We start from the raw sequence: 19465 nt of genomic DNA, 5'->3' as shown, positions 1-19465 counted from the left end.
AATAGCCACCCAAAATGATTGGCTGACCTCATCACACAAAAAGCGCTCATCTTATTAGAACTTGTTAATTTCGTTTATTTTGTTGAGATATCAGCATCGCCGTAAGTTCAGCCACTGACCGTTTGAGCTGCTCAATTTCCTCCTCTGCTGTTGCTGGTTTTGGATCTTCTGGGGGTTTATTAACCAATATCACTTTTTTATTCACAACATCTATGTAGATCAGTTTATCCGCTGGCGTATTTGATATCTCTGTGGGTAGAGTCCTTAAAACTAGAAAATCTAATCCATCGTAAGAGGATTTAACTGTAATTGTTGGTAAATAGCCAATGTATGCTCCATCGGGCTTATAAAAAACTACATATTTCATAAGACTTCTCCTTAATACGCTGTGTCGTAACTAATTGTCAAGTTTCTGATGCGTGCCCTTTCAATAAAAAAGTATATAGGTGTAGGATTTAAAATGTGGTAAACCTTCTCTACCCATACATATCCAGTGGTGTTATTCGTATTAATAATTTCACCCATTCTATAGCTCACTCTCGGGTATCCCATTACTGTACCTAGCGGTATTCTCCAATCAATAGCGGCGTGGTGAGTCGATCCTCCATTATTTGTATGGCTCATCCCCCCCGCACTAGGCGTGTTATAATCAAGACTTATACTGGATTGATCCACATAAAGTCTCCCGCCATATGAATACGTCGCTTGTACCTCGGCTCGTATAACGATTTCACCAGTTGTAACGGGTACAAACTTTCCTACTAACATATATTGATATTCTTGAGTGCTCGTCCATTCCGGAAAAGTATGTCTAACTGTATGACTTGCGACATATACCCCACCACCCACTGATTTCCACTCACTTCCATTCCAATATTCTAGTGTTTGACCATTCAATCTGACGGCTGCTTGGGTTGTTCCGCGCAAAACGATGTCTCTGTCGATATGGATACCTTGTGCGTTTACATGTCCCACTTTCACGTTATTTGCCATAACATTAAATTCGCCATCGCGTGCCCAATTAAACCCAGTATCACCGTCACCAATAGCAAGCGTGATGGCTGGATCGGTTCCGATACCTAGAGGACCGGATAATCTTCCACCGCCTCTTGGCAAACTTGCATCTTTAGCACGTTGCTCAGCTTGATTAGCCTTGGTCTGTGCCCCTGTTGGTGTTTCTTTCGTATCCGCATGTGTTTTGGCCGCTGCGAGTGCTCCATCTGCTTTTGCTTGCGCGCCAGCAGGCGTTTCTTTAGCATCCCAAACTGCTTGCTTTACTGCTGTAACGTGTAGATCACTATCCGTAGTATGCAAATCTAAATCATGTCGGACATCAGCAGTCTTTGCTTCGTTTAACAGCAACCAGTCATCTTGCCGTGCATCTTGTGCCATGTTATCAGCAACATTCTGGACGGTGTCTGATAATACTCCGCTAATCCCGATAACATATGAAGCAGTAGCATGTGTAATATTTGCAGATGCGGTCCGTTCCATTTGCCCAGCCGCATTGCGATAATATCCTGTATCAACCTCTATTTGGTTGACTCCACTATGCAGAGCTAATCCCCCAACGCTTATCTGCTCTTCTACTGGAGCAGCAAGCACATAGCTAACCTCAGCCCAGCCTTTCCAACCCTTAGCTTTATTTACGGACACCCAGGCTACTGTATTTGTAGGAGCAACACTACCGTCAAGTATTGATACCCAAGATGTGTAGGCGCTGCCGTTATTGGCTGTAGCCATCCAACCGTTCATACATGCTTTTGCCTCTGCAGCAGTCGGATCTATCGTATCAACCCATCCACTAAGATTGTTTGGTATAACGATGTGATAAACGCCATCTGCGGTTATTTGGTTAGTGTCTGGCAAAAAAGCAGCAGTGGTTTGATGCAAAATTTCTTTACCATCATATCTAGTGGATACCAGTATGCTCCCTAACGATGGAGAGCCTTTTGGAGTAGTCGGAACAACAAGCCGCTTGACACCTGAAGCTTGTCCACTTTGGGACCAATTTAATGAGCCATCAAGCACAAAGTCTCGTTTAATCGATTTCTGTACCTTCCACGCGCCGTCACGCCAATAAAGGCGATCTGTAACATTCCCTAGTTTTGCAAGTGTAGTAGGCAGCACAACCGTATCATCGTTTTGCGGTTCAAACGGCTCAACACTAGAACCAAGACTAAGTATTGTATCGGCAATTTCGTAAGTTCCATCGGGCATAGAATCTGGACTAAACAAAATAGTAACTGACTCACGATTACCAGAATTAAACGTCACGGTTTGTGCCTTCGTATAGTGGACAATAGCACCGCCACTTAAGACTGGAGTACCATATACAGCAATCATTGCATTATGCTTGGCTGATAGTGTGTATGTTGTATTTTTCATCACTGCTACTACTAAACTTAGTACACGTTTATCGGACGATAAAATCACACTTGCATCGTATGAAGATTTGATCGTAATAGGAGCACCCTTCGTATCCCACTTTGAAAAAGGTGGTAACAAGTTTTTACCACGCTTAGTAATGGAGACACCCTCAATACACTTCGTTCCATCTAATTGAGGTAGATACTGTCGAATGTTACTCTCGTTGATCGTTACTCCAATCGCGTTATAAATTTCATCCGAAACTTTGTACAAAGAGATATCTTTGAATGCAACCCAACCAACTACACCAACCCCGTTCCTATTAGCAGCCGCCACATAAGCATTGCTGGCATCTGAAGATACTGCACCTTTCCCGAAAATCGTCCTGCTTGTCGTAGTTATTGCATCAAATGAACCGTTTCCAGTTCCAAGAGTACAGGAAATCCTTGCATTGGATACACCGTCAGTCTCTACATCAGCGATCATGACAAACTTTTCGCCCGCCTTCACGCTAAAATGACCAGCGGAGTGATTCGTCGCTATGTACCGTTCGTTGATTTTTGTATCTGTGGTTACTGATTCTATTTTCTGATACCCATTTTGAACTGTAAATTTCCCATCACCAACAGGAGAGGTCCGCCATGGTCCATCCGCAATTCCATCTCCATTGTTATCTTTTATCGTTCCGTAGTCCTTTAAAATATTTGTCAATATATTACCTTTAACTTCAATCGCCAATGGACTGGCCATATCGGTTGTAATTACATTAACTCCATTCATAATAGGTGATGTGATCGCAACCTCATTAAAGGATGGTAAACTATCTATGACTTGATGAGCGTCGACTAATCCTTGCTCAATACGATTTAAATCTGTCTCTCTTACGATCTCATCATATTTCCAGTTTGTTTTACCAGAATAGGGCATGCTACACCTCCCTAATTTTAATGCGCTGCAATAGCAGCGTATCTGACGTTATAGGCACATAAACATTATTCGTGCTGATCACTTTATCGTTTACATCTCGCAAGTCGATTTTATTTACTGCCTGCACCGTGCCTTGCCGCACCATATATTTAATCAATAAGTCACTAGCTGTCGCTTCTTTTATTTCAAATTGGTCAATGGTATGGGTGTCATTGATAACTACCTTTGTAATCCGTGTATTTGTGTAAACTGCTAGATCATTCAAATAGCTTGCTGTTATCATTTGACTACCACCTCCTGCCCCGAAGTTGAGAATGGTGTTGTACCTAGCTTCCATGATGTAGATAACTTCATTCCTCGATGTAATACCTGTGATGCAATACTCTCCTGCATAGTAATCTGATCTTCGAGTGCCGTAGATTGCTGATAAACAATGTTGGCCGGAAGGATCGTCTTGATCGTATGCTCGACTTCCTTAAATAAGCTGGCATCATCAATTGCAGTCGTTACCGTCAAAATGAATGTTTGCACATCAATCGTAGCAAGCGCCCGGCCAGTACCGACCAGATAATCCAACCTTTCCTGCAAATACCTTATCGTAAATGGCGGCTTAGTAGAGTAGCGATTAATGATTCGCTTACGCCTAAAGTCTAAAGATTCTGCAGTAGGATCAGCCTGTATTTTGAGTATGCGCTCCCGCCGCCTTATTCCATCTTCACTTGCCGTAAGTACGTACTGGTCATCTAGCAACTGTTGGACAGCTTGTCTAGCTACTTGCAGCTCTATTTCTTCTGTTTTCGTTAACTCGATCATTTCGAGAATATCTTCATATAAACGGGGGAGGTAATCCATTAACTTAGACACTTATGACCACCGTCCCCAATTTTGGAATATCGTCTGTGCCTAACGTTATATTGGATACAGCACCATTTAGCTTGGTATCCATGACATCTTCAACACCCGTTACAGTTAACAACCGTGCATCAATCTGAGCAATACGAACCACTAGTTGATTTTCATCTTTCCATGACTTGCATAGACCTAAAAGATAGTCTCGAATTGCTTTTTCAATGTCCGCCTGTACTTGTCCCACTGTCACGCCTTGTTGCAGCGTAACTCTTGTCGTTACATTTACAAGGGTGTTCACTACAGCCGCGATTGTAACCTTGTGTCCAATAGGAGCAAGCCCATTTCCAAGCCCACTGCTAACCGTCGGATCTACGAATGTCTGTACTTGTGTCACCAAAGCAGGATCTGGTACGTTGTGTTCACTTGTAATAATCGTACATTTGACAGTGCCCCCACCTTGCCATGTTGGATACACCTTTACTCCACCGACCCCGTTTATTTCCTCTATTTCTCGTTTATAGTCAGCAATATTGCCCCCGAACGGCTTTTCGTTTACTGCGTTACTGTACCTAGCACGCAAAATATCATCTGTTTCTTCATCTTCACCTGGTACTAACACATCCGTTAGTTCGGCACGAGTTAAGTTGGCAATATAATCGATAGGGAGCATGGCCCCAAACTGTTGATTTCCCTGTACCCCTGCAACTTCACACTCCAGTTGATATTGACCTGGTAATATCTTTTTCACAGCTACGAAATTTAAGCCCTCCAATGAAAACCGACTTCCAACTGGAATATCCAACGGAGCATTGGATTCTCCATAAAATAAACCTTTGCGCTGTGCTTTGGTGGCTGCTTCTCGATTGATTCCGAATTCTGCAGTTCGACGTTCCAAAAATGTCCCGTATGCAGTATCTGCATAGGACAGGTTTCGATTTTCGTCTAATTCAATATAGATTTGCGCCAATTCCGCTGCCGCGGGTGCTAGCGCATCATAAATGATCGATCCCTCGCGCTTGTCTATGCCGTCAGGCACACGGCTTAAGCTGCGCTCCAAAATGCGTTCATATGTCATATCTGCATAATAGGTCATGTTAAATGGTCACCTCCTCTTCGATACGCACTTGTCCATAAATAGAAACGACAGTAAACTCTACTGCCGCTGTACGCCTATCTACCAATTCAATATGAAAATCTGTTACCTCTGTTATGCGTTCATCTACTAACAGCGCTTCTGTTACGATACGCTTGAGTTCACTGCGCATAACCGCTTCATTTGCCCCCAACACTTCATCTAATTCAATGCCGTAATTCCAGCTGTAAATGAGATAAATGAATCGTTCCGTCTGCAGCACTTTATATACGGCTTGCTTAATCGCTTCTATTTCATCGACAAAGCCTTGAATACGCCCCTTATCCATATCAAGCCGATACGTACGGGATGTCTGCTCTTCAGGCAACTCCAGCTCTACAGCCGTGATCGGAATGGCTGTGCCGATCTGTTCTGGAAGTAAAGACATGGCTACAACCTCCCCAACACGACAAACTGCTGCCCGCCATTATTGCGCAGCAGAATGACAGAGTCGCCAACAAGAAGTTCCGGCAGGTCACGAGACATAATGACCATATCCCCATCAATGACGAATCGACTATCTACTAATATGTGAATCGGGGACACTTTCTGCACTTGTCCAAACATAACGCTAACTGGCACACTAGCTGTATTGGCCTGCATAGAAATGAGTTTAATTTTGTCACTTAGCATTACATCACCACCAGCTTTAATTTCATCGTTTCCTTCATTACATCATGCTTGCATTCTTCGACAATGTACCAGCCGGACAGTCCAACCCCACTTATTTCTACAAAGACACCACAACCGGCACGTACCTTCAAATTAGCCAGTGCATCCACACTGAGCGATTGCTCTGGACGATTTTTTAATAGAAGCATGTTGTCTGCTTGTTTTTCAATTTGTGCTTTATTCAAATTTTCATTTACTTTTTCATAATGCTGCAGCACGCCCCACCTTGCCATGGAAGTAGTATCCTTCGCTACGTATACATCTCGTTTCCCTGTCTCTTTATTGTCACGGACAAGCTTAATTTGGTTCGCCGTTTCACCATCTATATCGCTGCTGTAGTCATAGCTGGTGGCTAGACTGTTATCGCCTATGATTAAATTAAGATGACTTTTATCTGTATTCGAAATACGGATCTGCCCAAAGTCATCCCACAAATAAAAATTTTGCTTGTTGTTAATCAACGTAAGATACAGCGCCTTTAAAATGATGTCGAACAGTGATTTGCTATCCTCAACCATGGAAGGAATGACGTAGCCCGTATTGCTTAGCTGGCCTGTCTTCAGCTCAAAATCACCCGCGATTTGCGCAACGATTTGATCGGCACGCTTGCCTTTAAATACGTACGTATCTTTGTTTTTCAAATAGCGCAGTTGATCGTACGCAACAACTTTCGTTTCACCTTTATCCGACTTCGAATATTTGAACACATAGCCGTGAAACAACCCCTCTTTGCCTATGAAAAACGATACGATACTTCCATGATCTATTTTGATCTGCTCATCGTTCATCATTGTAAATTCAAAGGAAGCAGGCGAACCAGCAAATTTCGTATTCCAATTCGCGTCGGTAATTAAAGTTGTTATGTCGTAGCCCTTACCTGTCTTATTGTTCTGAAAACGAACTCGGATCACAGTACCAACACCTGCCCCGGATAGATCGTATATTTCGGCAAGCCTGTACCCTTGTTCCGTTTATCCATTAGCGCTTTATTCTTCGCATACAGCTGAGGATACTTGCCTCCATCATCGTAACGTTTCTTGCAAATCGCCCATAAGCTTTCCCCTCTGACTACGGTATGCGTTTTCGATGCTGAAGGACTGCCTGGACGCTTAGCTGCACCAGCCCGCGCTTTATTGTCTTTGGTCAGACCGAGCGTTTTTGCTGAATATGGTCTCCATTCTTTCAATTTCAAACGGTAATAGATATCACCAACCTCACCGGCACGCTCATCATAACTCAACTCTTCAATACCCATTTTGATATTAATATCTAAATCAGTACCCGTCAGGAGAAACTGAATAGGCCTGTTTACTTCTCGAAATAGTTGAATGGTCCGAATACAACGGATAGGCTCTGGCAACGTCTTGTCCGTATACACTGGCTTTATTGACGATGCCTGCTTTGTCTGCTTCACTTGCTCTCCAGAGTCCTCGGCCTCCACCCGTTCAAATAAAAAACCAGCTACATAAGGTTCATAATGTGCAGGAAAAAAGGACTCAAACGAAACTTCACGGAGTCCTTTACGTTTTAACTTATTAATCTCGCCAATTCCTAATACCGTTACGGTTTCATTGTGCCCAGGAGAGCTTATTTCCAGCTTTTCAGGTAAGACAGGAATTTGAAGTACCTTGTCCTCGAGCTTCAAAAACATTTGATAACCCATTTTTGCAACACCCTCTTTAATATGCTATTTATGCTTTTGGATACACTCCTTCAGCAGACATGGCAAGCTCATTATTAAGAAGGCGCTCCATCTCAGCCATTACGTAGTTAACATCCACTTTCTCACTAATGTTAGCGTTCATCGCAATCGTTGGCGTCATCGTTACAAAGTTTTGCACATAGCGCATTTCCGCTACATCTTTCATCATCTGCAAATCTTCTTCCCCAATGTTCACTTCGCTGTTAATTTGGCCCACTTCGCCGACTTTTCCAACATTCGGAATCATGCCTGCCCCTGATCCTTTGCTAGGCCCTTTATCTACTCCGTTTTCTTCCTTTGCTTTGCCGTCAAACTGAGAGGATATTTCCTTTATCTTATTTTGCATCCCTTTCGCCATGTCAGAGCCTGCTTGATAGCCCTTGCTGCTATATTCGGTAATCGACTTTGTCTCCAATTTTTGCGTTACCTTGTAGCCTTCTGGCATTTCACCCAGCCAATCGTCCATCGTCTTTTGAAGCCCCGTGACACTACTTGCCAAATTTGACCCAAATACTGCATCGATCGCCCCAGCAATCTCTTTCACAATATCAAGTACCGTATTCGCTAAATTCACAAATAATCGCTTAATACTATACACAGGATGGTTAAACACATTCGCAAAAAACTCTGCAAACGATGACCAGATGTTCCATACTTGGATTACTATGTTATAGAAGAAAGCATATAACCCAAACAATGCACCGCCTATAAATCCAAGGACTTGATCAAAGGTAACACCCATATTGTTCAAGATGACAATTAAAATACCAATGGCAGCACCAATGAGCAAAATAGGCCAGTTCGCTAACATAAAGGCCGCAAACGCCCTAAATCCATTTATGAGAGCTGCACTTCCCCATGCCCATAACATCGAGATAGCTGCTGCTCCCCACGCCCATATTAACGAAATTAAATACGTGATGGCCATGACAGCCGCTACCGTTAAAATTGGACCAATAATTGCCCAATTGGACTCTACAAACGAAGCTATGGTCGAGATTAAGTTGATCAATCCTTCCACACCACTAGCAATTGTCGCGATCGCCACCATAATGCCAGTAACCATCGCAGAGCCGATATCACTATTCAAAAAATTGCTAATGCTTTGCATGACACCGGCAAACGACATAGCGGCAAAGTTTTTGATCCGTGTCCATGTACCTTCAAAGGTACGCGGCAGCGCCTCAAACTTTGCTTCAATCTCATCTGAAGCCGCTAATAATGCACTTTTCATAAGGTCAGCGGAAATTAAGCCTTCGGCAGACAATTTTTTCAATTCTTCGGTTGATTTACCCGTAAAATCTGCGATCGCTTGCACCATCATCGGCGCACTTGCCATCATGGATTCGAACCCTGCCCCTTCCAGCTTGCCCGACGCCATCGCTTGCGTCACCTGATCCATCCCTGCTTGCTGTTCCGCGGCTGATGCCCCGTTCACGGCAAATGACTTCTGCATCAGTTCTGAGAATGCAACGATTTCATTGTTCCCGTTAAAAGACCCCCCCGCCGACAGTGCGAGTTTAGAGACCGTTCCAACCATGTCGCTATAACCAGTCCCTGATCGCTGGGCAGCACCAAACACCATCTTCTGCAAATTTTCATCCGGCTTCTTTTCATCTTTGATTCCATTTAGACGGGCGTTATTGTTTGTATACGAATCAACCGCCTGCATCGCTGAGCCTGCTCCCGTAGCCAAACCTGCGACAGCTGCGACCATAACACCTCTAACCCCACTCCACGCACTTTTTACTTGTTCGGCGTTTTTGGCAGCTTCTCGTTGTTTCTTGTTCAGCACATCCAGCCGTTGACTTGCCCCACTGATCGCACTGCTCGTACCCGTGAACATCCGCGCAGGGGATGTTCTTGCACTTTGCGTCTGCAATACTTGCATGGATCGAATGACACGCTGTGTGCCTTGTGCCGCACGGTTCAACGTATTGGAGAAGTTATCGCGTATCGCAAGCGTTGCCGCTACTACTGACATTCGCTCACCTCCTTAACGCTTTCGTTTCGCTTTGTCAGCTTGCTTTTTTTCATTTTCAAGCTGCAAATCAATGCTTGCATAAATAAAAGCCCGGACGTGCACAGGCTTATCCATGAGCTCATCCGGGCTAATTTTTAATCGGTGCAGGGCATAGTGCGCATAATTCGCTTCACCGTTGCCCTGCCGGATTAGTTTTTTGCTTCTTCTACCAACTCATTAATATCGGTCTCGAATCCGTTCAGCTGCTGTACACGCTGTACAAGCTCTGCATATTGACCTGGATTGAACAACTTATCAATAAGCGCTTCTGCTCCTAGAACACCGAACTTCTTCTGCAAAGCTGCATCTTTAAAATTCGGCTCCACACAGCAGGCGATCAAAAGACGGTTCGCATACAAGTCCGCATCCGTTTCCACATCTTTCTGATGTGTTCTTTTATTAAAAGTAGCTTTTTGACAGCTTTTACGAATCTCTTTATTTTCTGCCTCAGTAATACTTTTTAGCACAAACGGAAACGGAAACGGCTTGATGCTCACTTCCGTCTGTACCTCCGCCTGCACGTCACTATTCATTAAAAAATCTTGTAGTTTACCCATTTACATAGCCTCCTTAAATTTTGTTAAACTCTTTTGCAATGTTAAAGTCTTCAAACGTGAAGTCTGCTTCTTCATCGAGCGCATCGTCAGAATCGCCATCCAGCTTCGTCAAAATGGTAGAATCGAGGTTAACCCCAAACAAATTCACTACTTGTTTGCCTGCTGCACTAGCTGGGTCTTCATTTTCGATCATCATATTAAAATAAACGTCTTGTCCTTTATCCTTATACTGCTTCAGCAACGAACGGAACAACGGCGTCATGTAGTAGATGGTCATGCTACCAGTACCCGTAATCCCCGTTGTCTTATGTCCTGTCATACGTTTACCAATCGATTTGATTTCGGATTTGTTTTTCTCAATCGTTGCTTCAATCGTCTTAGCAAAAAACAATTCCTCGTTATTCCCGTCAATTTGGGCATACGCTCTGCCCTCTTTACCATTAATCGTATCTTGTGCATGTAATTTTGCCATCTATATATCCCCCTCTCCTACACGACTTGAACTGTCATGTAGAGCTTCTCCATACTATCGTTAGGTTGCAGCACGCTATGTACAGCTACATCACGTTTGCCAATGCCTTGCTCAATCGTAATGTCATCACTATCAAAGTTGCTAATCGCACCAATTCCCTGATACTGAAGTGCCAAGGCAACCAGATCCGATTTAAATAATTGGCGACCTGTATCGTTATTCGTAACAAGACCGATATAAGACGCGCCGAAAATACGTGCAACATCGTTGGCCCAACCATCCATCACTCGCATCACACGATTGCTCGTCCAGTCCGGTGACTTACCGCCACCAAACGTAAGCAAGCTGTTAATGTCAGAAAGCACGCGTGCTTTGCTGCCTTCGCCGTAGAACACGAACTCTCCCGCCTTGATCGCCGCTTCATACTGACTCTTCGTATATTTGATATCGACATCGACAGCACCGTCATAGGTCGTGTTTGTTAAGCTTTGATTGATTTCCGCTGCTGCTGTAGCACCCGCTACCCACGCTACCGCTTTATCACCAGAAACAACGGTTGTATCTTCAAGAACGACACCGTTCTTTACGTTAATAATACCTTCATGATCAGCAGGCTGATTGTGAAGTACACACACTACTTTTTTACCTTCATCTTCACGAAGTCGCTTCGTAAACGCCACAAACAACGACTTCACACTCGTATCTGTACCTGGATAACCTAGTACGTTAAAGTTCTCAACTTCAAGAGCCGTCAAATAGCTACTGTATGTCGTTCCGTTAGCTGTTCCATTGGTACCGCCAGTTAATGGAGCTGCCGCAGCTGCTGCAAGCGTTCCTGTAGGACCAAATGTAACGAAATCGTTCGCTACCAAGTTAGCAACAGAAGTTACCGTTTGCTTGTCCACCTCTTGCATGCCTAAGTAAGTAACAACATCAAATCCACCAGCAGGATTCGTCAATACTGCTACTCGAATATCGTTGCCGCGCGTTCCGCTATATTTGGCTGTTGCCGTAAGGCCACCTGTCGTCTTTGTCGCCTTAGCACCGCCACTATTTACACGATAGACAAGCAATGTTTTTGCTCGTTTAAAACACTCGCGAATAAGCAGCAACTCTGGCGCAGTCGCATCATAACCAAATACAGTTAATGACTGTTTATTAAAATCAGCCGCATCCATCTGAATAAGCTTGTCTTCAGTACCCCAATTCAACTGTAAAGGCAATGAAGCAACACCGCGAGCACCCGCGGTTACACCGCCCCCGGCAGACACAAAGTTAATATATGCGCCTGGTAACACTTTATTTTGTAGCGTAAACGCTCCTCCGCCAATCGGCATATTAACACACCTCTCTCATCATAAATGTTTGAATCATTTTGTTTACATCTGCTAACGTGTACAGCTTCTCATCTTCCAGCAGCGCATCCAGTACATCTGGATTGAAGTCACTGGAGTTGTGATCTTTAAGCTGCCACTTATAAAAAGAAGGCTCTGACAATACGTCAGAACCTTCTTTCTTGCTCTTCTTTATCGCTTCTGTCATGGCGAAATCCCCCCTATCATCTGCAACTTGCCCATTACTTCCGATGGCTCCACCGCTTTGGGCTCTATTTGTCCACTTAGGCTGACGTCGAATGTAAAATGAAACACCATGTCTTCACCAGGCTCAGCTTGGGCTTTGCTCACGTGGACAATTTGTCCATTAACATCCAACTGCTCAAAAGCGAAGTATAGCTTTTCCACCCAATCGTGAAAGGCCATATTGTCTTTTGCAGACTTAAAATGCAGCACCTCAAAGCTGTACGTTCGCATACGTCTTCGTCCAAGCTTCGTTTCATGCTTCTGCTCTAAGCAGCGAATGAAATGATGGCCATCTGCGTTTTTTGGAATTTCATCTACATAGATGAGTCGGTCGGGATAAACGGACTTTAAGCGTTTGGCGATTGCTTTGATCAGATCGTTAACGGTCACTCGTCACATCATCCCCTTTCGAAATGCTGTTTCAATTGGCTGCTGAATTTGCGCTGCAATCTCGACTGCCTAGAAGCCTCCGCTTGCTTCATTGCACGACGAAGGATATAGCGCCCTTTCACAAAGGAACCGGACTTCGTACGGCGACCATATTCAATGACGCGTGCATACGGCACGTTGTTGTATACGTCAATTTGATAAGTCATGCCGGTTGTCCTCGGCTTGCTGCCATCATATTCTTTATTGTTGGCATGAGCACGAGTGCGATTACCCGTATGAAAATGATTGCGATAGCGTCCCGTATCAACAGCGTCAGGGTTGCCACTGCTTGCGATTACTTTCGCTTGCCGCGCTGCATGTTCCCCTTCTTGGATGAGCAGCTTCTGCGTAACCTTTGGCGCTTCGCGCTGCAAGTCGAGGAGCTTTTGGCGATATTTGATAAGCTGCTTAACGTTTGAGCCCATCGTCCATACACCACCTTTACTTCAAGCCATTGTATCCATTTCCCTATCATGCCAACTCTTCCACCTTTAAGCGCACCTCGTTGTGCGTTGCATATCGCTTAGGGACACCTACCACTTCGTAAATGCTGGACAACTGGGCTTGTCCAAATCGTTGGACCGTCACACGATCTCCCGCTTGAATAGAAACCGTTGGCGCTACATACAACTTCGCTTCGTGATCAATTCTGTGCTCTGCTGCTGTTTGATTGCTTCTGTCACTGCCAGCGGAAAATGCGCATGCGAGGTTTGGATAGACGTCCGTCCATGTTGTGCGGACGATGCCGTCTGCATCTTCTATAACAGCCATCCGACTTACGCTGCAAATATCCTCGTACGTCAATTCGAGCGCAGTTCGTTCAGCTGTTGCATGGCCGAACATACGGAAATGCAGTCCCGTTGCAGCCATAGCAATACGTTCCAACATGGCTACCACCTCAGCTTTCGAAACGCCTGTAATTGCACTTTGTAATTGTCAACAATGTCCTTTACCCCACGGATATCTCCAACCGACTTCGTATCGAAGCTAGTAGATACGTCCCCGCGGCTTACAGACTTCGCTGCTGGCGGAAGTTGTTCGCTGCCGTACCTTTCGGAGCGCCACATATCCGCCGCCATACGAACAGCAACATTTTCGAGCATGATTGGCATCTGGTCTAGGTTGCAGTAATTAAGCACCTCATCGCATACCGTCTCCAGCACCAATTGCAAAAGGGAATCTTGCTCAGCGCCCGTAATTCCAAGCACCTGCTTTAACTTGGTTAGCATCGTTGTTGAGATTGTTGAAGTCATAAGGATCACACTCCTACCTTACGATCCGATATTTACCCACACACCGTCGATCTTGTTATCTGGAATCCACAAGTCATGGTATTTGCGATAATCCAATTTCCAAGCGTCTGCTTTCTGATTCGTATTCGGCTCAAAAATACGTACTTTCTCTGTTTTAGAAACCGCAATTGGGCTGCGGCGTACTGTAATGATCCAGTTAATCGGTTTAGCGCCTGTTGCTGGCACAAAGCCACCATTTGTTTGCCCTGTTGTCGAACCGTCATGGAACACATAAGCCGTCTTCATACGAGCGGAAGGAACACGGATAATTGGGTTGTTGTCGAGTACTTTTACTTTTCGGGAAATGTTGCCTTGCGTAAACTCAGCAACCTCCAAGTTTTTCTCCACTTTATCCGCAAGATCAAGCTGTTTCGCGGCATGCGTGGACATCGTGATGACCATTTGCTCATTTTCACCAATAATATCTTCAATTGCAGTAATATCATCAAGCAGCTTGTCATAAATCGTTGCCGCAGCTGGTGTATATGCCGTTGTATTTACTTTGCCTTTTGCGTTAGCCATCGCGTAAATTTTGCTATAGCGATACGCATCAATTTCAGGCACAACTAATGTGCGCTGGAACTCGCCCATCACATTAGCAGCAGTCGCCGCAAAGTTAGACTCATCCACATCCATCGCATCTAGCTGGAACGTACGACCACGGTCCTGTGTCAACGCATATGTACCATACGTTAGGGATACGGAACCTTGTACGTAACCGCGATCACGGTCATAATCACCAAGACCGTCCATCGCGATTTTCGGGATTTTCACCTCGTTGCCGCCAGCATATTTCACTTGTGCTGCATTTTCTTCCATCCATCCAGACGTCGCCAAAGCAACCATCTGCTCATCCAGCGAAGCTTGAAACAGCGTCGCGTATTGGAGTGTATTAATTGACATGTACATTCATCCTTTCGAATATCGTTGTTAAAAATAGAATCGTTGAAGCAATTGCCATAGAACGCTGTTGGTTACCTACAGCGTAGGCAAGCCCATTGCCGCACGCACTGCCGTTAGATTAGCAGCTTGCGAGTTAGGCGTGATGCCTGGATCGGCTGGTCTCGCCCCATGAATGGCTGGCAAGGTTAGGTTTAGAAGCTGGTCCTGATTGAGCATTGCGGGGTTAGACTGTAGTTGTCCCGCTTGTTCCCCATGGATCTGGATTTCCTGAGCGCTTCCACCCTGCAACTGCACAGCTCCTTGTAGACCGTTGAGAGGTTGCTGATCGATAAACAAGTAAGGCTTCGCTACACGGATTGGAGCAATAATCTCTTCCAAGTCCTGCTTCACATTGCCCGCTTCATCCAACTCAATCTTGTCCATATCAATGAGATTGATCAGGTCTTCCGTGTCATGCACCTTACCTGCAAGGGCCATGCGAATAGCAGCCGTACGCTGAATCGAAGCAAGCTCAGACTGGTAATTACGAGCAAGCTCATCCAGCTTGCCTTGTGCCACGATAACATCCGTTGCAATCTTGGAAGGATCGCCGCTGCCGCCTATCGCTCTTAGCGCTTCTGCAGCTGCCTTTAAGGCTGCCTCTGCGCTCGCCTTGCCTTTTGTTACGGCATCAAATTTTTCTGCGGGCACGTAACTTCCATCGTTGCCCACGACGAGGTCAACATCTTTCCCCTCCTTTCCTTTGCCTTGCAGTGCAGTTTCCACTTGCAAAGCTAGCTCCTCACCCAAAAACATTTTGATTGACTCAACAATCATCTTCTTGCTCCTTCCCGGCTGTTTATATAGCGACTTCCACGCTCATTGCCTCCACCAGTATGTCTAGGACTGGCTGCCTGAAATGGGTATAAAAAAACCACCGTCTCTTGTTAAGAGAACGATGGTTTAATCATCAGGTGTATAGTTGTGATATGCAGCTCATTGAGCGTATTTCTTAATTTGCTATATTACTATATTAATGCCTAATTGACCGAATGACCTGCACCGATTCTGCATATAATCTGCAAGATGTCTGCAATGGTGGAAGTTTTGTGATTTATTATCCCCAGCTACGGAATTGTGCTGTCCATCGGTACTAACCTTGAAAATATTTAAATCAAGTTTAAAGTGGGATTCACACAACGACGAACGCTGACACCACTGTGGCTTGATTTCGACTGACTCCTCATCTCACACGTTTATGTGATATTATTCAATTGAGCTAGTAAGGTATCAATTCGAATTAATAGCTTCTTCTGTTCTTCTTCTACTAACTGCTCATCACGAATATCTGTCACATTAAATAGTTGCAGTTCCTGTTTAATTCTCTGCATTTCTTCTATCTGCGTATATTTAAGTTTTAACAAGTTCTCCGCTAGTGTTACATACACAATTATTTTTTCACTTAATGTATTTGTGCAGTCTCGCTCAAAACGTTTAAGTACCTTAGTAACTATCTCTTCATCACTTAAATTACCCGTATTGATTTGCACGAAAAACCTATTAACTTCATCTGTCAACTCTTCGTAGTGCCAGCATACCCTTGGGTAATAATCCGACGGCATTACTTCTAATTGTTTATATACTTGTTCCTCACGCGATATTAAATCGATATATTGTTCCCGCGTTAATTTATGATCCTGTTCAATTAATTTTAAATCTAATTCCAATAATGTTTTCATCAAGTAATCTTTGAAGGTACTCAGAACTTTCGAATGAGAAACTAAGATTTCTGCAATTGCTACACTAATGATTGCTTTATCTGTCTCACTATTTTTCATTAATAGATCGTATTCATTAAACGTTCTTGCAATCGCCTCTTTATTACTCATTTTTTCATCTTCTTTATATTCGTAATATGACTCATTTATATATTCTAAATATTCTTCATAAGAGTAAGCCATTTTATAGAAACCTCCGATATTTATTTTGAAGTTTTAGGTTGAACTAGCACATCACCATTATGAACAACTTCCATTGTAATATTAGGATATTTTTCATCAAATTGCTGAATGATCCTATTACAACTACCACAGGTGTCCTTTTCAGTAAATAATTTAATTTTACCAGTTACATTTGGATTGTTACCTAATCTTATTACTAAGTCATTTAATATTTTATACTCTGTATCACCATCCCTTAAATAAATATTTCCTGCATTATCAGGAGCTTCAGTTGCCTCAAAGATTGGATTTTCAGGTTTGAATGAGAATTCCTCGGTTCCTGGGATTTTTTTAGCTGGATCATGAATCCCACTATGTGCGTAAAAGTCTGTCTTATCAACACCTGTAATATTTACTTCTGCATATGCAAAATTACCACTTTCTTTGTATCTTTTGGATAAACCTTCCCTAGCCAGAGCTACTTTATCAATAATATGTTTATCTACTATAGGAGAAATTAATCTAGTAGGGAATCTTTTAGCAGTTTGTCCACTATCAACCCGGTCCTTATACCACTGCTCATATGTATTGGCCTTGGGTAGATGTTCACCACCCAAACGCGACTCATCCATACCATCAGCAACTTCTATCGTAGTCGAACGGCAACGCGGATGCATAGGCGGATAGTTTATACGTCTTTGCGCATCCGATACGTTAAACCTCTTACCATCCAAACTTTGACAAGTATCACTTGTACGTCTATCTAATTTTGCCACATATTCATATTGCTTTACACCAACCGCATCGTATGCCAGCCGAATCGCTTCATTATGGAAATACGCACTTTCTCCCTGCACGAGAATCTCTATATGCTTAAACGATGCTCCCATTTGATCGGACAGTTCTTTTGATATCTCGTTGCTACCTTTGCCATGACGCCATCCTTGCGAGACCGTTTTTTCCATTTGAAAATGCAACATTCTGATATTCTCTGCCATCCGATCCGCAAAGTTAACACCACTCCACGGGTAAGATAATACATCATTCATCTCTGAATCGAGCTTCTTAAACTCTCTTAACGAGCCATATCGCTGCTCAATATCGAATATTTTCTTATAGTACGCATCCGAATACAACCCTTCAAATGCATTCCACATTTGACGAACAATTTTAGCGCTCAAATCATCCAGCACGATCCGCATTTGTCCAGATACAAGGTCAAGCCGAGTACGCGGAGAAGCACTACACTTCACCATCTTCAGTCTAGATTGCAGCAATCGCTTAGCAGCATCATCCTTCTCCTCATCGATGCGCTTCGCCCAGTCCTCTACACTATCCTTCCATTCTTGCATCTCTGCTGTATTTAGCAACTTGTCTGCCCTGTCGTGAGCAGAACCTTGTTCATCCTCATAGCGAACCAAAAAATCATTAACGCTAACCCGAATCTCTCGCGCCGCCTGCTCATATTGCTTGAACAGTTCCCGCATTACCTCAGAGCCGACTTCTAAACTTTCTTTCTCCAGAGTTAACGCACGTTCCAGCCATTGCTCATCATCGTCCGCCAATTCTATCACCACCTGTCTGTTCCCCAGCCTTATAATTGGACAGCAAAAAGACACCTTCAACAGTAAGAAGGTGTCTTTACATTCAGCCACTAGGACTGTCATCTATACACTATTTAAAAGTTATGATTAATCTTCTAGCTCATCTTCACTATCATCAAAGAGAGCCTCGAACTCTTCATCGGAATAATCTCCATTACTTGATGAATGATAGCGTTGAGGTATTCCATTATGATCTAAAACATGATCTACAATACCTTCTTCATCTGAAATAACAAAAGTAATTTCATCTTCGCCTTCATACTTTTTTGGCCCTATGTCAGACAGCACAACCCAGGCACTACCTTTAATTCTGTAAAATTCACTATAAAACTTTACCGAGTTATCTTTATCCTCATGTATAGTCCCATATAAATTATGTTTTTTTTGATACTCTTTAGCAATTTGAATAGCCTGACCTGATGTTAACTTTGTTTTCATTTCTTCACTCATTATTCCTCATATCCTTTCCAATCTGGTAACGGCCATCGCTCATTCCTAATGTAAAAAATATATCTCTGTGCTTCATATATTTCTTGGAAAGTAAATATATCTTTATTTTTCATAATTTCATTATAAACGTACTCTTCCCTCTCTGCTCTTGTTTGCTTGAGGTAAATTTCTTGTCCAAGTTTCTTATATTGCTTTGCATGATAAGATTCATGAAGAGCACTTAAATATGACGCATGAGGTCTCAAGACCATTTGTCCTGTATAAGGATCAAAGCCTCCTGCAACATTTATAGGAAGTATTCTTCCTTTTTTGTCCATAACAACTTTAAACCCACTTTCGTTCATGTCGCTCTTAAATTTTTTTAATTCGCGAATGCTCATAACCCTTAATCCATCTGCTGTTAGGCGTGTTTGACCACTAACGGGCATTTCTTCCCATTCTTTATAATCTAGATTACCTGTCCCTTCATCACACTCAAGCGTAATCGAACGGCAGCCTGGATGAAGCGGAGGAAAATTAACCCCAATCTTCGCATCCGACACGTCAAATAGTAGACCATCCAGCTCACGACATTCAGCACTTGT

General features: G+C 43.5%; 24 protein-coding genes. All 24 read right to left on the bottom strand.

Going from position 1 to position 19465, the window contains the following annotated elements; translation table 11 throughout:
• Positions 1 to 64: 64 nt before the first annotated feature.
• Positions 65 to 367 carry a hypothetical protein gene (locus IFO66_RS16905; RefSeq protein WP_192026298.1) on the bottom strand — a complete coding sequence of 101 codons (303 nt, stop codon included), beginning with the start codon at positions 365 to 367 and terminating at the stop codon, positions 65 to 67.
• 11 nt (positions 368 to 378) lie between these two features.
• A complete protein-coding gene (locus IFO66_RS16900; RefSeq protein ID WP_192026297.1) occupies positions 379 to 3297 on the bottom strand; it encodes a hypothetical protein in 2919 nt (972 codons plus the stop codon).
• Position 3298: 1 nt separating this feature from the next.
• Complete coding sequence (locus tag IFO66_RS16895) at positions 3299 to 3580, bottom strand: ketopantoate hydroxymethyltransferase (protein ID WP_192026296.1); 282 nt, start codon at positions 3578 to 3580, stop codon at positions 3299 to 3301.
• Positions 3577 to 4161: a putative phage tail protein gene (locus tag IFO66_RS16890; RefSeq protein WP_192026295.1), complete on the bottom strand. Its 585-nt coding sequence runs from the start codon at positions 4159 to 4161 to the stop codon at positions 3577 to 3579. Before IFO66_RS16890 ends, IFO66_RS16895 begins: the two co-directional genes overlap by 4 nt.
• On the bottom strand, positions 4154 to 5239 hold the full coding sequence (locus tag IFO66_RS16885; RefSeq protein ID WP_192026294.1) for a baseplate J/gp47 family protein: 1086 nt from the start codon (positions 5237 to 5239) through the stop codon (positions 4154 to 4156). Before IFO66_RS16885 ends, IFO66_RS16890 begins: the two co-directional genes overlap by 8 nt.
• Before the next feature lies 1 nt (position 5240).
• Positions 5241 to 5666 (bottom strand): DUF2634 domain-containing protein, encoded by a 426-nt coding sequence (locus IFO66_RS16880; RefSeq protein WP_192026293.1) that lies wholly within the window; start codon positions 5664 to 5666, stop codon positions 5241 to 5243.
• A gap of 2 nt (positions 5667 to 5668) precedes the next feature.
• The gene (locus IFO66_RS16875; protein WP_192026292.1) at positions 5669 to 5911 is read right to left on the bottom strand and encodes a DUF2577 family protein; all 243 of its coding nucleotides are present in this window, start codon (positions 5909 to 5911) and stop codon (positions 5669 to 5671) included.
• The gene (locus IFO66_RS16870) at positions 5911 to 6861 is read right to left on the bottom strand and encodes an XkdQ/YqbQ family protein (RefSeq protein ID WP_192026291.1); all 951 of its coding nucleotides are present in this window, start codon (positions 6859 to 6861) and stop codon (positions 5911 to 5913) included. The genes IFO66_RS16875 and IFO66_RS16870 overlap by 1 nt, the downstream gene beginning before the upstream one ends.
• The gene (locus tag IFO66_RS16865; protein ID WP_192026290.1) at positions 6858 to 7613 is read right to left on the bottom strand and encodes a LysM peptidoglycan-binding domain-containing protein; all 756 of its coding nucleotides are present in this window, start codon (positions 7611 to 7613) and stop codon (positions 6858 to 6860) included. The genes IFO66_RS16870 and IFO66_RS16865 overlap by 4 nt, the downstream gene beginning before the upstream one ends.
• A 28-nt stretch (positions 7614 to 7641) precedes the next feature.
• Entirely contained in the window at positions 7642 to 9636 is a 1995-nt protein-coding gene (locus tag IFO66_RS16860; RefSeq protein ID WP_192026289.1) for a tape measure protein, read from the bottom strand.
• A 188-nt stretch (positions 9637 to 9824) separates the two neighbouring features.
• Complete coding sequence (locus tag IFO66_RS16855) at positions 9825 to 10232, bottom strand: phage tail assembly chaperone (protein ID WP_192026288.1); 408 nt, start codon at positions 10230 to 10232, stop codon at positions 9825 to 9827.
• 13 nt (positions 10233 to 10245) lie between these two features.
• Positions 10246 to 10704, bottom strand: a complete 459-nt coding sequence (locus IFO66_RS16850) for a phage tail tube protein (RefSeq protein ID WP_192026287.1) — start codon at positions 10702 to 10704, stop codon at positions 10246 to 10248.
• Positions 10705 to 10721: 17 nt separating this feature from the next.
• Entirely contained in the window at positions 10722 to 12041 is a 1320-nt protein-coding gene (locus IFO66_RS16845; protein ID WP_192026286.1) for a phage tail sheath family protein, read from the bottom strand.
• 1 nt (position 12042) lies between these two features.
• Positions 12043 to 12246, bottom strand: a complete 204-nt coding sequence (locus tag IFO66_RS16840) for a hypothetical protein (protein WP_192026285.1) — start codon at positions 12244 to 12246, stop codon at positions 12043 to 12045.
• A complete protein-coding gene (locus IFO66_RS16835; RefSeq protein WP_192026284.1) occupies positions 12243 to 12674 on the bottom strand; it encodes a phage tail terminator family protein in 432 nt (143 codons plus the stop codon). Before IFO66_RS16835 ends, IFO66_RS16840 begins: the two co-directional genes overlap by 4 nt.
• 8 nt (positions 12675 to 12682) lie before the next feature.
• Positions 12683 to 13138: an HK97 gp10 family phage protein gene (locus tag IFO66_RS16830; protein WP_192026283.1), complete on the bottom strand. Its 456-nt coding sequence runs from the start codon at positions 13136 to 13138 to the stop codon at positions 12683 to 12685.
• Between the two features lie 46 nt (positions 13139 to 13184).
• Positions 13185 to 13601, bottom strand: a complete 417-nt coding sequence (locus IFO66_RS16825) for a hypothetical protein (RefSeq protein WP_192026282.1) — start codon at positions 13599 to 13601, stop codon at positions 13185 to 13187.
• A 2-nt stretch (positions 13602 to 13603) separates the two neighbouring features.
• Complete coding sequence (locus tag IFO66_RS16820) at positions 13604 to 13966, bottom strand: phage head-tail connector protein (protein WP_225445837.1); 363 nt, start codon at positions 13964 to 13966, stop codon at positions 13604 to 13606.
• Positions 13967 to 13984: 18 nt separating this feature from the next.
• Positions 13985 to 14908 (bottom strand): hypothetical protein, encoded by a 924-nt coding sequence (locus IFO66_RS16815; RefSeq protein ID WP_028593228.1) that lies wholly within the window; start codon positions 14906 to 14908, stop codon positions 13985 to 13987.
• A 75-nt stretch (positions 14909 to 14983) separates the two neighbouring features.
• Positions 14984 to 15724 (bottom strand): phage scaffolding protein, encoded by a 741-nt coding sequence (locus IFO66_RS16810; RefSeq protein ID WP_192026281.1) that lies wholly within the window; start codon positions 15722 to 15724, stop codon positions 14984 to 14986.
• A gap of 419 nt (positions 15725 to 16143) precedes the next feature.
• Positions 16144 to 16848 carry an Imm3 family immunity protein gene (locus tag IFO66_RS16805; protein WP_192026280.1) on the bottom strand — a complete coding sequence of 235 codons (705 nt, stop codon included), beginning with the start codon at positions 16846 to 16848 and terminating at the stop codon, positions 16144 to 16146.
• A gap of 20 nt (positions 16849 to 16868) precedes the next feature.
• Positions 16869 to 18404 (bottom strand): deaminase domain-containing protein, encoded by a 1536-nt coding sequence (locus IFO66_RS24245; protein ID WP_192026279.1) that lies wholly within the window; start codon positions 18402 to 18404, stop codon positions 16869 to 16871.
• Positions 18405 to 18518: 114 nt separating this feature from the next.
• A complete protein-coding gene (locus IFO66_RS16795) occupies positions 18519 to 18881 on the bottom strand; it encodes a hypothetical protein (protein WP_192026278.1) in 363 nt (120 codons plus the stop codon).
• Positions 18881 to 19465: zincin-like metallopeptidase toxin domain-containing protein (locus IFO66_RS16790; RefSeq protein WP_273015560.1), on the bottom strand; the 585-nt coding region annotated here is incomplete at its 5' end. The genes IFO66_RS16790 and IFO66_RS16795, both read right to left, overlap by 1 nt.

Origin of the sequence: Paenibacillus arenosi, from assembly GCF_014841135.1 — a bacterium.
Lineage (GTDB): Bacteria > Bacillota > Bacilli > Paenibacillales > Paenibacillaceae > Paenibacillus_B > Paenibacillus_B arenosi.
This window is presented reverse-complemented; position numbering and strand designations above follow the sequence as displayed.

Coding starts and splice junctions, on each gene's coding strand:
- IFO66_RS16850 (WP_192026287.1), bottom strand. CDS start 10,704: ATGGCAAAATTACATGCACAAGATACGATTAATGGTAAAGAGGGCAGA.
- IFO66_RS16860 (WP_192026289.1), bottom strand. CDS start 9,636: ATGTCAGTAGTAGCGGCAACGCTTGCGATACGCGATAACTTCTCCAAT.
- IFO66_RS16830 (WP_192026283.1), bottom strand. CDS start 13,138: ATGGGCTCAAACGTTAAGCAGCTTATCAAATATCGCCAAAAGCTCCTC.
- IFO66_RS16845 (WP_192026286.1), bottom strand. CDS start 12,041: ATGCCGATTGGCGGAGGAGCGTTTACGCTACAAAATAAAGTGTTACCA.
- IFO66_RS16795 (WP_192026278.1), bottom strand. CDS start 18,881: ATGAGTGAAGAAATGAAAACAAAGTTAACATCAGGTCAGGCTATTCAA.
- IFO66_RS16810 (WP_192026281.1), bottom strand. CDS start 15,724: ATGATTGTTGAGTCAATCAAAATGTTTTTGGGTGAGGAGCTAGCTTTG.
- IFO66_RS16875 (WP_192026292.1), bottom strand. CDS start 5,911: ATGCTAAGTGACAAAATTAAACTCATTTCTATGCAGGCCAATACAGCT.
- IFO66_RS16900 (WP_192026297.1), bottom strand. CDS start 3,297: ATGCCCTATTCTGGTAAAACAAACTGGAAATATGATGAGATCGTAAGA.
- IFO66_RS16865 (WP_192026290.1), bottom strand. CDS start 7,613: ATGGGTTATCAAATGTTTTTGAAGCTCGAGGACAAGGTACTTCAAATT.
- IFO66_RS16855 (WP_192026288.1), bottom strand. CDS start 10,232: ATGGGTAAACTACAAGATTTTTTAATGAATAGTGACGTGCAGGCGGAG.
- IFO66_RS16820 (WP_225445837.1), bottom strand. CDS start 13,966: ATGACTTCAACAATCTCAACAACGATGCTAACCAAGTTAAAGCAGGTG.
- IFO66_RS16825 (WP_192026282.1), bottom strand. CDS start 13,601: ATGTTGGAACGTATTGCTATGGCTGCAACGGGACTGCATTTCCGTATG.
- IFO66_RS16885 (WP_192026294.1), bottom strand. CDS start 5,239: ATGACCTATTATGCAGATATGACATATGAACGCATTTTGGAGCGCAGC.
- IFO66_RS16815 (WP_028593228.1), bottom strand. CDS start 14,908: ATGTCAATTAATACACTCCAATACGCGACGCTGTTTCAAGCTTCGCTG.
- IFO66_RS16880 (WP_192026293.1), bottom strand. CDS start 5,666: ATGTCTTTACTTCCAGAACAGATCGGCACAGCCATTCCGATCACGGCT.
- IFO66_RS16840 (WP_192026285.1), bottom strand. CDS start 12,246: ATGACAGAAGCGATAAAGAAGAGCAAGAAAGAAGGTTCTGACGTATTG.
- IFO66_RS16905 (WP_192026298.1), bottom strand. CDS start 367: ATGAAATATGTAGTTTTTTATAAGCCCGATGGAGCATACATTGGCTAT.
- IFO66_RS16895 (WP_192026296.1), bottom strand. CDS start 3,580: ATGATAACAGCAAGCTATTTGAATGATCTAGCAGTTTACACAAATACA.
- IFO66_RS16805 (WP_192026280.1), bottom strand. CDS start 16,848: ATGGCTTACTCTTATGAAGAATATTTAGAATATATAAATGAGTCATAT.